General features: G+C 54.4%; 12 protein-coding genes. 7 read left to right on the top strand and 5 right to left on the bottom strand.

Annotated features, from left to right (window positions below; genetic code table 11):
- Positions 1 to 5 precede the first annotated feature (5 nt).
- The 3 genes from yebS to rsmF all read left to right on the top strand — a co-directional run bounded on the left by yebS (position 6) and on the right by rsmF (position 5,406).
- Positions 6 to 1,250 (top strand): membrane integrity lipid transport subunit YebS, encoded by a 1,245-nt coding sequence (gene yebS, locus OMR58_RS18885; protein ID WP_105594167.1) that lies wholly within the window; start codon positions 6 to 8, stop codon positions 1,248 to 1,250.
- Entirely contained in the window at positions 1,219 to 3,852 is a 2,634-nt protein-coding gene (locus OMR58_RS18880) for a PqiB family protein (RefSeq protein ID WP_264546687.1), read from the top strand. Before yebS ends, OMR58_RS18880 begins: the two co-directional genes overlap by 32 nt.
- Positions 3,853 to 3,969: 117 nt before the next feature.
- Positions 3,970 to 5,406, top strand: a complete 1,437-nt coding sequence (gene rsmF, locus OMR58_RS18875) for a 16S rRNA (cytosine(1407)-C(5))-methyltransferase RsmF (RefSeq protein ID WP_200559647.1) — start codon at positions 3,970 to 3,972, stop codon at positions 5,404 to 5,406.
- Positions 5,407 to 5,652: 246 nt separating this feature from the next.
- On the opposite strand, the gene OMR58_RS18870 is transcribed toward rsmF, so the two are convergent.
- Positions 5,653 to 5,946 (bottom strand): hypothetical protein, encoded by a 294-nt coding sequence (locus OMR58_RS18870; RefSeq protein ID WP_105594170.1) that lies wholly within the window; start codon positions 5,944 to 5,946, stop codon positions 5,653 to 5,655.
- A gap of 237 nt (positions 5,947 to 6,183) precedes the next feature.
- Here OMR58_RS18870 and OMR58_RS18865 point away from each other — a divergent pair, with 237 nt between their 5' ends.
- Complete coding sequence (locus tag OMR58_RS18865; protein WP_264546686.1) at positions 6,184 to 6,978, top strand: fused MFS/spermidine synthase; 795 nt, start codon at positions 6,184 to 6,186, stop codon at positions 6,976 to 6,978.
- A 99-nt stretch (positions 6,979 to 7,077) separates the two neighbouring features.
- Positions 7,078 to 8,193, top strand: coding sequence for an AI-2E family transporter (locus OMR58_RS18860; protein ID WP_105594172.1), 1,116 nt, complete (start codon positions 7,078 to 7,080; stop codon positions 8,191 to 8,193).
- Between the two features lie 39 nt (positions 8,194 to 8,232).
- On the opposite strand, the gene OMR58_RS18855 is transcribed toward OMR58_RS18860, so the two are convergent.
- The gene (locus OMR58_RS18855; protein ID WP_264546685.1) at positions 8,233 to 8,616 is read right to left on the bottom strand and encodes a bleomycin resistance protein; all 384 of its coding nucleotides are present in this window, start codon (positions 8,614 to 8,616) and stop codon (positions 8,233 to 8,235) included.
- A 505-nt stretch (positions 8,617 to 9,121) separates the two neighbouring features.
- Between OMR58_RS18855 and OMR58_RS18850 the strand changes: the two genes are divergently transcribed.
- Positions 9,122 to 9,958, top strand: coding sequence for a hypothetical protein (locus OMR58_RS18850; protein WP_264546684.1), 837 nt, complete (start codon positions 9,122 to 9,124; stop codon positions 9,956 to 9,958).
- A 324-nt stretch (positions 9,959 to 10,282) separates the two neighbouring features.
- On the opposite strand, the gene OMR58_RS18845 is transcribed toward OMR58_RS18850, so the two are convergent.
- From OMR58_RS18845 to OMR58_RS18835, 3 genes are all read right to left on the bottom strand, one after another.
- Positions 10,283 to 11,488, bottom strand: coding sequence for an MFS transporter (locus OMR58_RS18845; protein ID WP_264546683.1), 1,206 nt, complete (start codon positions 11,486 to 11,488; stop codon positions 10,283 to 10,285).
- Entirely contained in the window at positions 11,478 to 12,521 is a 1,044-nt protein-coding gene (locus OMR58_RS18840; protein WP_264546682.1) for a zinc-binding dehydrogenase, read from the bottom strand. The genes OMR58_RS18845 and OMR58_RS18840 overlap by 11 nt, the downstream gene beginning before the upstream one ends.
- A 154-nt stretch (positions 12,522 to 12,675) precedes the next feature.
- Positions 12,676 to 13,452: an SDR family NAD(P)-dependent oxidoreductase gene (locus tag OMR58_RS18835; RefSeq protein WP_264546681.1), complete on the bottom strand. Its 777-nt coding sequence runs from the start codon at positions 13,450 to 13,452 to the stop codon at positions 12,676 to 12,678.
- 176 nt (positions 13,453 to 13,628) lie between these two features.
- Between OMR58_RS18835 and OMR58_RS18830 the strand changes: the two genes are divergently transcribed.
- A complete protein-coding gene (locus OMR58_RS18830) occupies positions 13,629 to 14,576 on the top strand; it encodes a LysR substrate-binding domain-containing protein (RefSeq protein WP_264546741.1) in 948 nt (315 codons plus the stop codon).
- Positions 14,577 to 14,692: the final 116 nt, after the last annotated feature.

Raw genomic sequence — 14,692 nt, 5'->3', positions numbered from 1 at the left:
GGAATATGAAAATACACGCCATCAGTCATGCTCTGCCACAGGCACGTTATCAGCGATGTCCGCAATGCGATACCCTTTTTTCCTTACCAGATGTGAAATCCAGACAGTCCGCGCACTGCCCGTGCTGTAACGCTCGCATTCTGAACGGACGCGACTGGTCGATGACCCGACTGACGGCGATGGCAGTGACAATGATTCTGCTGATGCCTTTTGCCTTCAGCGTACCGTTAATGACCGTCCACCTCTTAGGCACCAACATTCGCGCCAGCCTGCTGGGCGGCATCATGCAAATGGCTCAGCAGGGCGACGTGATTACCGCCTCAATGGTCGCCTTCTGCACGATTGGCGCACCGGTGACGCTGGTAGTCTCAATCAGCTACCTCTACTTCGGTGAAAAGCTGGGGATGAACCTGCGCCCGGTCCTGCTGATGCTCGACAGACTCAAAGAGTGGGTGATGCTGGATATTTATCTGGTTGGCGTCGCCGTTGCTTCAATTAAAGTGCAGGACTATGCCTCGATCGATCCCGGCAGCGGGCTTGTTGCGTTTATTTCGCTGACCCTGCTCAGCCTGCTGACGCTGATCCACCTTAATGTAGAACAGCTGTGGCATCGTTTTTATCCGCAGCCGGTGCAGCATGCACCTCCGGCTTCGCTACGCGTCTGCCTGAGCTGCCACCATACCGGCGTGGCCGATGATCGAGGCCGCTGCCCTCGCTGCCATACGCCGCTGCCCTTTCGCCGCCACTTCAGCCTGCAAAAATCCTGGTCAGCGCTGATTGCATCAATTGTTTTGCTGATCCCCGCAAACCTGCTGCCGATTTCGATTATTTATCTGAACGGCGCACGTCAGGAGGACACCATTCTCTCGGGCATCATGTCGCTCGCATCGGGCAATATTCCCGTGGCGGCGGTGGTATTTATTGCCAGTATCCTCGTACCGTTTACCAAGGTTATCGTGCTGTTCAGCCTGCTGCTCAGTATCCATTTCAACTGCGAACAGGGGCTCAAAACCCGCATCCGCCTGCTGCGCGTGGTGAAGTGGGTTGGCCGCTGGTCGATGCTGGATTTATTCGTTATTTCACTGACCATGTCGCTGGTTAATCGTGACCAGCTTCTGGCTTTTACTATGGGACCGGCAGCCTTCTACTTTGGCTCGGCGGTTATACTGACTATTCTTGCCGTTGAGTGGCTTGATAGCCGTTTACTTTGGGATGCTCATGCAACAGGAAACGCCGACTACACCGACTAGCGCACGCGTCGTCAACCGGCGAAAAATTTCGCCGTTCTGGCTGCTGCCGTTTATTGCTTTACTGATAGCGGGCTGGCTGATCTGGACTAACTACCAGGAACGCGGAACCACGGTGACCATCGATTTTGCCACCGCTGACGGTATTGTTCCCGGCCGCACGCCGGTTCGCTACCAGGGCGTTGAAGTCGGTCTGGTGCAGGGGATCAGCATGACTGACGATCTGCGCACCATCAAAATCAAAGCCAGTATCAAAAGCGATATGCGGGATGCGCTGCGTGAAGATACCCAGTTCTGGCTGGTCACGCCGAAAGCCTCACTGGCAGGCGTATCCGGGCTGGATGCGCTGGTAGGCGGTAACTATATCGGCATGATGCCGGGCAAAGGCGAACCGCGGGAAAACTTCGTGGCGCTGGATACCCAGCCGAAGTATCGCGTTAACACCGGTGAAATGATGATCCACCTGCACGCGCCGGATCTCGGCTCACTGAACAGCGGGTCGCTGGTCTATTTCCGTAAAATCCCGGTAGGTCGTGTTTATGATTACAGCATCAATCCCGGCAATCACAACGTCACCATTGATGTACTTATTGAGCGCCGCTTCACTAATCTGGTGAAAAAAGACAGCCGTTTCTGGAACGTCTCCGGCGTGAAGGCCGATGTAGGGCTGAGTGGTGCAAAAGTCGAACTGGAAAGCGTGGCGGCGCTGGTTAACGGTGCGGTAGCCTTTGATTCGCCGGAATCCTCTGAGAATGCGAAGAGTGACGATAACTACACCCTGTATCCTGACCTTGCGCACAGCCAGCGCGGCGTGGCGATTACCCTCGATCTGCCGGATGGTAAAAATCTGAAGGAAGGCAGCACTCCGCTGATCTATCAGGGTCTGGAGGTCGGCACGTTGACCAAACTCACCCTGCTTGACGGCGGTAAAGTTTCCGGTGAACTGACGCTGGACCCGTCGGTAACCCGGCTGATGCGCAGCGGAACCCGCATTGAGATGCACAGCCCGAAAATCAGTCTGAACGACAGTTCGTTAAGCAGTTTGCTGACCGGTAACACGCTGGAGCTGGTTCCCGGCGAAGGCGAACCGCAAAACCACTTTGTGGTGCTGCCGGACAATGAATCATTGTTGCAGCAGGCCAATACGCTGGTCCTGAAACTTAGTGCACCGGAGAGCTACGGCATTGATGCCGGGCAGCCGCTGATGCTACACGGCATGCGTATCGGCCAGGTACTAAGTCGTACCCTGACGGAAAAAGGCGTGAACTTCAGCCTCGCGGTGATGCCGGAATACCGGCAGCTGGTACACGGCGACAGCAAATTTATTATCAACAGCCGCCTGGACGTGAAGCTCGGCATTGACGGGATGGAAGTACTGGGTGCCAGCGCCCGCGAATGGGTTGACGGCGGAATTCGGCTCGATCCCGGCAGTAAAGGCGAGGTGAAAGAGGTCTATCCGCTTTACGCCAACAGTGAAAAAGCGCAGGAAGGTATTACCGGCGATCAACTGCCGACCACGCTAACACTGGTGGCCAACAGCCTGCCGGATATTCAGACAGGTTCCGTGGTGCTCTACCGTAAGTTCCAGGTGGGTGAGATTATTAACGTTACCCCGCGCGCCGATGCGTTTGACGTTAGTGTGCACATAAAACCGGAGTACCGCCGCCTGCTGACGCAGAACAGCGTGTTCTGGGCCGAAGGTGGCGCACGCGTGCAGCTGAACGGTAGCGGCCTGACCGTGCAGGCGTCGCCACTGAACCGGGCGCTGAAAGGGGCGATCAGTTTCGATAATCTCAGCGGAGCCGGCGCGGGCCTGACGCGCGGTGATAAACGCATTCTGTACGATTCAGAAACCGCTGCACGCGCGGTAGGCAGCCAGATCACTCTGCGAACCTACGATGCCAGCAAGCTGGCAGCAGGCATGCCGATCCGCTATCTGGGTATCACTATCGGCCAGCTGGAGTCTCTGGCGCTGGGTGCCGATAACAATCAGGTGATAGCTAAAGCAGTGCTGTATCCGGAATATGTCGAAAACTTTGCCCGCCTCGGCAGCCGCTTCTCGGTTGTTTCCCCGCAGATCTCTGCGGCAGGAGTCAACCATCTGGAAACGCTGTTACAGCCTTATATCAACGTCGACCCCGGTAAAGGCCGTGCGCAGCGGACTTTCGAACTGCAGGAGTCAACCATCACCGATGCGCGCTATCTCGATGGCCTTAACGTGGTGGTGGATGCGCCGGAAGGCGGTTCGCTCTCGGTCGGTACACCGGTACTGTTCCGCGGTATTGAAGTGGGTACCGTCACCGGAACGGCGCTGGGTAGCATGGCCGATCGCGTGCAGATCACCCTGCGCATCAGTAAGAAATACCAGCATCTGGTACGCAACAACTCGGTGTTCTGGCTGGCATCCGGCTATAACCTGAAGTTCGGACTGATTGGTGGCGTGGTGAAAACCGGTACCTTCCAGCAGTTTATTCAGGGCGGAATTGCTTTTGCCACCCCACCAACGGTTCCTCTTGCGCCTCGCGCAACCCCTGGCAAGCACTTCCTGCTGGAAGAGGAAGAGCCGAAGGACTGGCGGAAATGGGGCACCGCAATGCCGCAGTAAACGCAATATCGGGCAGCCCAGGCTGCCCGTTTTTTTAGAACCATTGACCTGCGTTTCTGGCACTCACAAGAAAAGTCTGTGTTAAACTGCGTCCACTTTTATTTAGTGGACCTGCCCGTGCCTGACTCTTCCCGCGTCTATTTTCCGCCTGCGTTTCTCAGCCTGATGCAGCAGATGCTGCCTGATCGTGCAGAATTCGACCAGTTTATTGCCATAAGCCAGCAGCCACTGCGCCGCAGTCTGCGTGTTAACACCCTGAAAATCAGCGTTGCGGATTTTCTCACGCTGGTTGCCCCGATGGCATGGTCGCTGACGCCGATCCCCTGGTGCCCTGAAGGCTTCTGGATTAGTCGTGACGACGGCGATGCACTGCCGCTGGGCAGTACAGCTGAACACCTTGCCGGGCTGTTTTATATTCAGGAAGCCAGCTCAATGCTGCCGGTAACGGCACTGTTCGACGGCTGCCCGACACCGCAGCGAGTGATGGACGTGGCCGCGGCACCGGGATCGAAAACCACTCAAATTGCCGCTCGCATGCATAACGGCGGTGCGATTCTGGCCAACGAATATTCGGCCAGTCGGGTGAAAGTGCTGCACGCCAATCTTAGCCGCTGTGGAATCAGCAACACGGCTATGACTCACTTTGATGGCCGCGTCTTTGGCGCGGCGCTGCCGGAATCGTTTGACGCTATCCTGCTGGACGCCCCCTGTTCGGGTGAAGGCGTGGTCCGCAAAGATGCCGACGCGCTGCGCAACTGGTCCGAAGCCAGCAACGCGGAGATCGCCGCCACTCAGCGTGAGCTGATTGACAGCGCCTTCCATGCGCTGCGCCCCGGAGGCACGCTGGTTTATTCCACCTGTACCCTGAATCAGGATGAGAATCAGCAGGTTATTGCCTGGCTACTGGCGCGTTATCCGGATGCGGTAGAGGTTGAGCCCCTCGACCAGCTGTTTGCCGGGGCGGAAAAAGCCGCTACCGCCGAAGGCTATCTGCACGTTTTTCCGCAGATCTTTGACAGCGAGGGATTCTTCGTTGCCCGCCTGCGTAAAACGACCAGTATCCCCGCCCTGCCGCAGCCGGGCTATAAACTCGGCAAGCTACCATTTAGCCCAATGAGCCGCGCCCAGCAGCAGGAAGTGGCCGCAGCGGCAGCGAAGTGCGGACTGCATTGGGATGAGCAATATACGCTGTGGCAGCGCGATAAAGAGATCTGGCTATTCCCGGTGGAGATTGAACCACTGCTGTCCCGCGTTCGCTTCTCTCGCATCGGCCTGAAGCTGGCGGAAACCTTCCCGAAAGGCTATCGCTGGCAGCATGAAGCGGCAATTGCGCTGGCAGACCCGTTGGCAGTCAATGCGGTTGAATTGAGCAGTGCCGAAGCTGAAGAGTGGTATCGCGGGCGCGATATCTACCCGGAACGCGATCTTCCGTCAGGAGAGCTGATTATCTGCCACCAGCGACAGCCGATCGGCATTGCTAAAACCGTGGGATCGCGCATCAAAAATAACTATCCCCGCGATCTGGTACGCGACGGCAAACTGTTTAACACATAAAGCGATCTGGCCCGGTAACGGGCCATTTAAGGCACAAATTCATTAGTTTCGGAAAGTATTGAACTCCGGTTTAGACGATATGGTCTACATTGCTTCATTGACCTTATCGCTGCAGGGATTCAGCATCCATGAGAAACCGTTATCAGTTCTACTTTACGCTTGCCTTAATCACTATCGGCAGCCTGCTTATTATTGAAGTGCTGGCACGTCTGGTGCATCTGATCGTTGTCGGCTAACTTGTTTCGGCTACTTCATCGCCCGCGGATTTTTACGCAGAGATCCTGACCAGCTAAAGTCTTTCACTTCGCTCTCTTTTGCCGCCGACGGTTTACGCGGTTTTTTCACTTTGACCACCTGGGTACTTTCACGCACCACCCGCTCCTTCATTACCAGCCGCTTTGCCTCTTTCAGGATCTCTTTTTCTTCTTTCTTACTGGCGATATGACCGAGCTTCGCGGTGAGGGTCTTTACCCGTAGTTCAACCAGCACCTTCTCTTCTGCCGTGAACTGGTCGATCGAAATCTCTTTATCATTTTTCATCGTTTGAGCTCCTTGCCAGCGGCACCGCGAACGGATCTCCGCTGCGGTGGGGCAGCTTTTATCGTAAAGTGCGCACGCACAGCACACAAGCATCGATCGCGGAAAACGTCCCCCCGACCTTGCCTTGCTGATTGCGTGCCTGTGTTCATTCGCTGTGCTACCCTCGCGGTGCGCGCTCTGCCGCGGGGTGCATCCCCGGCAACAGCCATTATCGTCAACCGTGTAAAAGGAGTTCATATGACTGACGTGGAGCAGGCCAGCTCTGTTTCGATATTCCGTATTCGTGGCGATATTGTCGCCAGTACCCACGATGAACACGGGCAGATTACGGTGATCGAGAATAAAATTTACCGCATCCTCACCTTCGACCGCATGTGCGAACAGAGCAAAATGCAGAAGAACGAGCCGGCACTGCCAGTGCACAATTATATCCGTGCCATGCTGATGGCCGTGGCGTTGAAATCTCCGCAAAAAGCGCTGATCCTTGGACTGGGCGGCGGCTGTCTGCCAAGAGCGATCGCGGCCCGTGATGCCGCCTGCGCGATGGATATTGTTGAGCTTCGCCCTGCGGTGATCGACGTTGCGCGGCAGCACTTTTCCCTGCCGGAAGGCGAGCATATTCACTATCACGCCGTCGATGCCGACCAGTTTATCGCCTCGGCAGAAGAGCATCGCTATGATCTGATTTTCTCCGACCTGTACGCCGCCGATACGATGTCACCGCTGCAGGAGATGGAAACCTTCCTGCAGCACGCTAACCGCACGCTCAAAGCAGATGGCTGGCTGGTACTTAACTATCCACAGCGCCCTGCGGCCAACGGCCCGCTGCTTCAGGCACTACAACGGCAGTTTTCCACCCTGCTGCGCTGCGTGGTGCCCAGCGGCAACGTGGTGATTTATGCCAGCAATGTGACGTTTGACCTGCCTTTACGTGAACTGCAACGCATCGCTATTCGTGCGGGCAACGAGTTTGGCACTGATTTCTCCAGCCTCACCCCGAAACTGGCGGTTTTAAGCGGCAGGCAGCCCTAACGCGATCTCAGCCGTTTTTTTAGCTGTTTAGTTGCCGGTTTACCAATGCTGTGCCAGGTTTACCTCGTTAATCAGGACGTTAAACAAAGAGAACGAAGTATGATGATTAAAGGCATTGGTAAGGGATTCTTTATTTTGATCCTGGCAGTGACAACGCTGGGTTTCTTCCACATCCTGGGACCCTACTTTTCTGCAATTCTGTGGGCGGCGATTCTGGCGGTTATTTTCCATCCGCTGAAAACCCGCATCAGAAAACAGCTCAACGATAAAAACGGCATTTCGGCACTGATCACGCTGCTGATAATCTGCCTTATCGTCTTCATTCCGCTCGCCGTGGTGGCGTCTTCGCTGGCGGTGGAGTGCAACGCGCTGTATAACCGGCTGCAAAACAACCAGACCGAACTGGCTACGGTGGTCAGCGGTGTGGTCAATCACCTGCCGGAATGGGCGCGCCACTTCCTGGCGGAAAACGATCTGAATAATGCCGACCAGATCCAGCAGCAGCTGTCCGGTGCGGCAATGAAAGGCGGTCAGTTCTTCGCCGGCAGCATCATGCTGATTGGTAAGAGCACCTTTAGCTTTACCATCGGTTTTGGCGTGATGATGTACCTGCTGTTCTTCCTGCTGAAAGATGGTGCCTATCTGGTTGGATTGATTTTCACCGCTGTGCCATTGTCGGATCACGTGAAACATCATCTGTTTGTGAAGTTTGCTGCGGTATCTCGCGCCACGGTGAAAGGTACTGTCGTGGTTGCCGTCGTACAGGGAGCGCTTGGCGGCATTGCATTTTACTTCGCCGATATCCAGGGCAGTATTCTTTGGGGATCGCTGATGGCTTTCCTGTCGCTGATCCCGGCGGTCGGTTCCGCGATCATCTGGCTGCCGGTAGTGCTCTTCTTCCTGTTCTCTGGTGCTGTAGTAAAAGGTCTGGTGCTGGCCTTCTTCTTCGTGGTGGTGATTGGAATGATCGATAACATCCTGCGCCCACTGCTGGTCGGCAAAGACACCAAAATGCCGGACTACCTGATCCTGATCACCACACTCGGCGGCATGGAAATATACGGCATCAACGGCTTTGTGATTGGCCCATTGATTGCCGCACTGTTTATTGCCAGCTGGAACCTGTTCTCCGGTAAAGAGCATCGGGGCAATACTGAAGAGATCGACCCGGAATTTATTGAAGAAGGCCTTAGTCAGTCTGAAAAGAGTGAATAACGCTGGCATCGCCGGGCCAACTATCATGGCCCGGCTTTTTTATGCCTGTTGGGCGGCCTTCTTCTCATTCTCGATCAGCCTGATCAACGTACCGTCGGGATCGACCAGCGCGCCCATCTTCAGCCCCCACGGTTGCATTTTTGGCGGATGGATACGCGGGAAGTCAGTGCATTTTTCCGGAATCCCTGCCGTCTGCAACAGGCGATAAAACGCCTCAACATCATCCAGCCGCAGACAACAGCTGAACCAGCTGCTGTAAGGGTCCAGCTCGGGATGCGGGAAAAACTCCAGCACCACGCTCCCGGAAACCATAATCATCCAGTGCTCATCCTGCCAGGTGGTAGTAAAACCCAGTGCGGCATAAAACTGCTGAGTGGCGCTGAAACTGCGCGAAGGCAGATTGGGGGTGGCATGGTCGGTCATGATGACGGCTCCGTAGCAGGATGGGCAGACTGGAATTTCAGGTATTATTGCAGGTAAAGGTCGCTTTTTCTGCCGGACTCACGGCTTTATTGCGTCAGAAAGGGGGCGTGATTTCTGTCAGGCATTCGCTTTTAAAACATTGGACAGCAGAGTCACATATCCCCCTCTCTGAACTGGCAGCGCTGGCTACCACGGTCATAAACGCTTTTTTTCCTATGAGAAGCGACTTTTACCTGTTTTTTTATTCGCCAGGTCCAGTGAAAAATGTAGAGCAAAGTCCCCTCTTTAAAAGCCGAATCCCTTCAGCCACGCTCATGATTCAATACTGAAATGTCATGTTATTCAATCCTAAGACATTAGGTCTGATGGGTGATACTAAGGTTTTTTTTGTAACTTAATGGGATAGTTTCTGATTGGTACTATGCAGTTCATTGATCATTATTTACACTAAATTGAATTAATGTGTACTTTCATTACAAATCACTAAAAAATGTAAAGGTGAAAAATGAATACGCCTAATTCTCTGTTAACGCTTTGTTTTATTTGCCTGATTACCACTGCCTGCACCACGCAAAAAGCATTAAAGGAAACTAAACGTCAGTTCGATAATGGCGAATATGGCTGGGCGTTATATACCGGAACCGTGGGCGTTACCGTGGCGGCAATTGCTGACGTTTTCACCCTCGGCGGCACCAGCGATGTCAACACCGGAACCAGCGCCCTTTCTTCCGCCGCCAACACCGCCGCACCAAACTCAAGCGCGGCAAAAGCACTGTCATCAATGGCCTCCGCAGCGCCGACGACTTCCTCGTTCAGCGGTCAATCGGGCACAACGCCAACGGCACAGGCATCCGACAGCGCGGAGCTACCGCCAGTTGATGTCAGCACGTTTAATACCAAAGACTACCTGCCGAAAAATGGCCAGTGCGCGAAGAACCTCTCCTACCTCAGCGATCGCCTGCCAGCCGTTGATAATCCCAACATTTCGCAAATCCGTCAGGAGGTGCTGAAAGGGGATATGCTTGAGATTATGCGTAACATTAATAAAGAGGGGAAAACGCCGGACGAAGGTATACAACTCTCACTCCAGCAGGCCGAAGCCTACGACAAATCAGGCAGCGATGCCCTGCAAACCGCAGAACAGACCGATGGCCAGGGTATTACCGCCGCGCAGTTTGCACAGCAGATAAAGGCGGGAACGTTGAAAATTGACGTTTGCGACGGTATCCGCAACTCCTCACTTTGCGCGGCGACGATCTACGCCTATGGCGCTATCGGCTCGCGCGCTGCTGCGGCCAACCTGCAGTGCTACAAGCGAACTAATCAGTGGCCGAAGGCGTAGCTGCATCGCTTTTATCCACTGTTCTTATGTTTAATTTCCGTGCAACCTGGGCTGCTTTCAGGCTCGTGATCTGAACCATGATGAATTTCAGGGGATAACGTCCCTGCCGGTTTCATCGTGATTTCACCCGCCTCCGTGATTGCCATTGCCGGAGTGATGAACACTGCTCAATGCTCTTTGACGCTGGTCCGCGAGCGAATAATGGATAGTATTTAAAACACAGGTCGGCATCGGTGGACATGCCAAAAGCATGTTCACCGATTTTGAACTTAAGGGACGCTTTACATCAACAGAAATCACTTCAGACCAACAGGGTAACCTTCGTCATAACGTTAATTCATCACGACTTTTTGCCTGCGGATCGGTCACAATGCCTAAAAAGGCAAAGCCAACAGGAATAAGTGAACCCCACAATACGGCGTTCCAACCGTAAAGACTGAGCAGCGCACCAGAAGAAAACGATCCTACAATCATCACGCCAAATACCACAAAATCGTTCAGAGACTGCACCTGAGTTTTTTCTTCGGGTCGGTGATATTCAATAATTTTCGCCGATGCGCCGGTAAAGCCAAAATTCCAGCCAAGCCCCAGTAAAATCAGCGATAGCCAGTAATGGAAGATGTCGGTACCACTGAGCCCGGCCAGGACAGAGCATGCAGTGATAAACAGTCCCGTGGCGGCGATACGCATGGCACCAAAGCGATTAATTAATTTGCCGGTGAAAAATCCTGGTCCGTACATGGCAATAACATGCCACTGGATGCCGAGATTGGACGCCTGCTGGGAAATCCCGTGCATATGCATCGAAAGCGGCGCGGCGGTCATCAGGAAATTCATCACCATATAGGTTACCGCTCCGCTAAATACGGTTCTGGCGAAGCCCGGCTGACGGACAATTTCGCGTAAAGGCCGCCCACCCGATTTTACTGTGCTGATGGGTTCTGTTGTCTTCACACCTTTAAGTATGAACGCGGAGATGACTGCCACAAGAGCCTGAGCGAGGAACGTGACGGCAAAAGTATGCGGCGGCCAGAGATGCATCGTACCGGAAACCAGCATAGGGCCAACCACGCCAGCTATAACGCCGCCTCCCATCACCAGCGACAGTGCCCTGGCCCGCCGTTCCGGCGCAACGCCGTCCGTTGCGGCAAACCGGAAGCTGAGTGCAACGGCCGCATATGCCCCGCCCATAAATGCGGCAATGCAGAACAGCGAAAACGAACCAATCACCACGCCCAGAGCAGCGGTCAGGCCGGTAATAACGCCCGCCCCGGTACCGACCATAAAGGCTGCCCTGCGGCCTTTTTTTCGTGCCAGTGAACCTAACGGCAGAATACAGGCCGCCATCCCCAGAACAAACATGGTGATGGGCAACGTGGCCAGCGAACTGCTGGGGGCTATTGCGTTACCAACAATGGCTCCTGTGGCATAAAAAACCACGGAATTAGCACCGGCGAGAGCCTGTGCTGCCGACAGGCGGATGATATTATTATTCTGCTCTGCAACTGGCAGGGCGTGTTCAGTGGTCATGTGATGAATTATCCTGATTCATGGTGAGCACTATCCGGTAGCGCGCCAGCCCCTGCTTCAGTCTGTTAAGCGCCTCATTTGCCCTCTCAAATGGCAACTGCTCAGTAACAGGCAACGTATGAAAGAGGTGACTGAATTGCAGAGCGCGTTCGGTTTGTAGCGGTGTGCTGACAAAAGATCCTGTCAGGGTGCGTTCAGCGCCAATCATCATGCCAGGCGTGACCTGCAGAGGAGCTTGTCCGCTTCCAAGCAGGATCGCTTTCCCACGGGGTGCCAGGCTGGACACAAGCGCCGAAACCGCTTCTGAGTTCGGAATCGTTGCCACAATGAAATCCACCCCACCGTCAGTTTTCAGGCGTTCTGATACGTTTTCCTTGAGGGTATCGATGAAGTGATGCGCACCCAGCTGCAATGCCGCATGTTCTTTTTCACTACCGCGCGCAACCACAGTGACCTCGAAACCCATTTTTCGTGCATACTGAACGGCCATGTGGCCAAGGCCCCCCATCCCGACCACAGCCACTTTGTCGCCTGCTCTGGCACCAGATTTACGTAGCGCGTTAAAGGTGGCAGTACCGGCGCAGAGAATCGGGGCAGCATGTATGGATGAGAGCGCTGAGGGTATAGCTATCAGCGCGGTATGCCGCATGACAACATACTCTGCGTAGCCGCCATCGCAGCTGAGACCGGGCGTCAGCTGATTTTCACAGAGATGAAAAAGCCCGCTGCGGCAGGGGCGGCAATGTTGGCAGTATCCGCCCAAACGCCCGATCCCGACTCTCTGACCGGTTTGCCAGATATCGGGTACCTTCTTCCCTTTCCGTACAATGTAGCCGACGATTTCATGTCCCGGTATACGGCCGGGCTGCCCCTTCTGCGGCACTTTTTCCGCGTCCCGAAGATCGGCACCGCAGACTCCGCAAGCTTCAATTTTGATGAGCACGTCATCCGGACCAGGGGCAGGTATCGGCCGCTCTGTCATTTCCAGCACACCGGGGGCAACAACCTGCATAGCGCGATATGTTTCATTCATAAATTGCACCGGTAGATGGGGGATTATCAAATTGCGGGGCGATGAAGAAATGAGACACCGTGTTGCAGGTCACGACTGGAGTAACCACTTCCGCGCTCTCTTTATCACCCGGCAAACTTTTTAGCCACGCGGATTAATTCGTGTGGCGTAGTCATCAGGCGTTACGGCCAGCCATTACGCCGCCATCAATATCCCAGATAGCGCCGGTAACCCAGCCAGTCTTGTCGGAAAGCAGAAAGGCTACCGTTTCCGCGATATCGACAGGGGTACCCACTCGACCGATCGGATGGAAATTGTCGAAGCTGGTCATCACATCCTTAACGTCGTCTTTAGGAATGAAGCCTTCGTAAATCGGCGTATGAACAACGGCCGGAGATACGGCATTCACGCGGATCCCTTTTTCACCCAGCTCAATGGCCAGGTTTTTGGTCAGCGCGTGGAGACCTGCTTTCGCCATTGAGTAAGCTGAAGACGGTGTGGCACCGATGGCCTGCTGCGCCCACATGGAGCCAATATTAACGATAGAACCTTTGATACCGGCCTCGATCATATTGCGCACCACGTCGCGGGTAATAATGAAAGTGGCGCGGTTAATGCTCATATACATGTCATAGTCTGATGCTTCATGCTCGGTGAACGGTTTAGGGAAAAACACGCCAGCCGCATTGACCAGCAGACTGATATCTTTGTGTTCAGCGTTAATGGTGTTCACCACGTGCTGCATACCTTCGTCTTTCATCAGGTCGGCAACGATGATGGAAACCTGGCCGTCTGCAGCCAACGCCTGGCGGGCCTGCTCGGCTTTCTCATGACGATTGCCAACCAGCACAACGCTGCCACCGTTTTGTAGGATCCGCTTTGCCGTTTCAAAGCCCATACCGCTGGTACCGCCAACCACCAAGAGTTTTTTTCCGGCAAAAGATGCGTTCATTACTAACCTCTGTACATTCATCTGATTGTCATTGATGAAAAGCCGCGCTCCTCATCGTGTGAAACCAGAATGCCACCCTGCCCCTCTGTTAACGACTGAGAAGAAATTGCGATACGGGAAAGAAAATCTTTCTCGCTGGCGTATACTGAAGAAACCAATGAAGCGGAATGAATACAATGCGATCGCTAAACCGACTTAAATGGCTGCACGCTTTTGAAGCCACAGCAAGGCATGGCAGCTTTACCGGCGCAGCACAGGAACTGGGCGTCACCCCTGCTGCCGTAGGCCAACTGGTCCGTTCGCTGGAAGACTGGGTCGGGCATCCGCTTCTTCACCGCACCCGTTCAGGGAAAGAGCGGTTGACGCTGGTTGATGAAGCGCAGAATGCGCTGCAGGACATCACACAGGGGCTGGACAAACTTGAAACCGGCTTAAACAAGCTTCGTGGTCGCCGGTCTCGATCGGTTGTGGTGGTAACGGCCTCACAGGTTCTGATGATGAACTGGTTGATGGATCGTCTGAACCGGTTCTCGGAAGCGCACGAGAACATCGATCTACGGCTTAACGTCACCGAGAAACTGATGGACGTATCGCACGGTGAGGCGGATATCGGCATTCGCTGCGGGCAAGGCGACTGGCCTGGGGTAAATAAAACCTGGCTAATGGATGAGGAAGCCGTGCTGGTCTGCAGTCCGCGTCTGGTGCCACCGGAGAAAATGGCCTGCGCCGAATGGCTCGCCGCTCAAAAGCTCATCCACGATGACACGCCACATCCCGGCGCAGGTTTTCCGTCCTGGGATGATGTACTGATGGCGGTCGGTGCACCCGAACCGCTGGAAAGTGGGCTACATATTAACTCCACCTCAGCGGTGATCCTGTCTGCGCTGAGCGGCAGAGGCGTGGCCATCGTTCGATACGCTCTGGTGAAACAGCTTATCGAAACAGGACAACTGATCCAGCTGCATCCCGATCGCCGCTGGTCACTTACATGGTCCTATTACCTGGTCACGCCGCAGCAAAACGTTCTGCGTGATGAAGTAAAAGTGTTCCGCGACTGGCTTCTTCAGGACGTCGTTTCAGGCGGTTCGCGATCTGCCGTCTCAGGGATTAAGCTACCCCGTTAATCGCCCCCGGAGCGCCACGCTTTATTTCCTCGCAGAATAGCGACATAGAATTTCTTCTCTGATTTGCAAGATTATCTGATTTGTTGTAGCTGTCGGTCGAGCTGATAATCACTCTC

Origin of the sequence: Erwinia sp. INIA01, from assembly GCF_025947915.1 — a bacterium.
In the GTDB taxonomy this organism is placed as follows: Bacteria; Pseudomonadota; Gammaproteobacteria; order Enterobacterales; family Enterobacteriaceae; genus Erwinia; species Erwinia coffeiphila.
This window is presented reverse-complemented; position numbering and strand designations above follow the sequence as displayed.

What these genes read in the sequence shown, in the direction of transcription:
- OMR58_RS18835 (WP_264546681.1), bottom strand. Translation starts at nt 13,452, where the DNA reads ATGAACGCATCTTTTGCCGGAAAAAAACTCTTGGTGGTTGGCGGTACC.
- OMR58_RS18845 (WP_264546683.1), bottom strand. Translation starts at nt 11,488, where the DNA reads ATGACCACTGAACACGCCCTGCCAGTTGCAGAGCAGAATAATAATATC.
- OMR58_RS18870 (WP_105594170.1), bottom strand. Translation starts at nt 5,946, where the DNA reads ATGAAAAATGATAAAGAGATTTCGATCGACCAGTTCACGGCAGAAGAG.
- OMR58_RS18855 (WP_264546685.1), bottom strand. Translation starts at nt 8,616, where the DNA reads ATGACCGACCATGCCACCCCCAATCTGCCTTCGCGCAGTTTCAGCGCC.
- OMR58_RS18830 (WP_264546741.1), top strand. Translation starts at nt 13,629, where the DNA reads ATGCGATCGCTAAACCGACTTAAATGGCTGCACGCTTTTGAAGCCACA.
- OMR58_RS18865 (WP_264546686.1), top strand. Translation starts at nt 6,184, where the DNA reads ATGACTGACGTGGAGCAGGCCAGCTCTGTTTCGATATTCCGTATTCGT.
- OMR58_RS18860 (WP_105594172.1), top strand. Translation starts at nt 7,078, where the DNA reads ATGATGATTAAAGGCATTGGTAAGGGATTCTTTATTTTGATCCTGGCA.
- OMR58_RS18880 (WP_264546687.1), top strand. Translation starts at nt 1,219, where the DNA reads ATGCAACAGGAAACGCCGACTACACCGACTAGCGCACGCGTCGTCAAC.
- OMR58_RS18850 (WP_264546684.1), top strand. Translation starts at nt 9,122, where the DNA reads ATGAATACGCCTAATTCTCTGTTAACGCTTTGTTTTATTTGCCTGATT.
- OMR58_RS18840 (WP_264546682.1), bottom strand. Translation starts at nt 12,521, where the DNA reads ATGAATGAAACATATCGCGCTATGCAGGTTGTTGCCCCCGGTGTGCTG.
- yebS (WP_105594167.1), top strand. Translation starts at nt 6, where the DNA reads ATGAAAATACACGCCATCAGTCATGCTCTGCCACAGGCACGTTATCAG.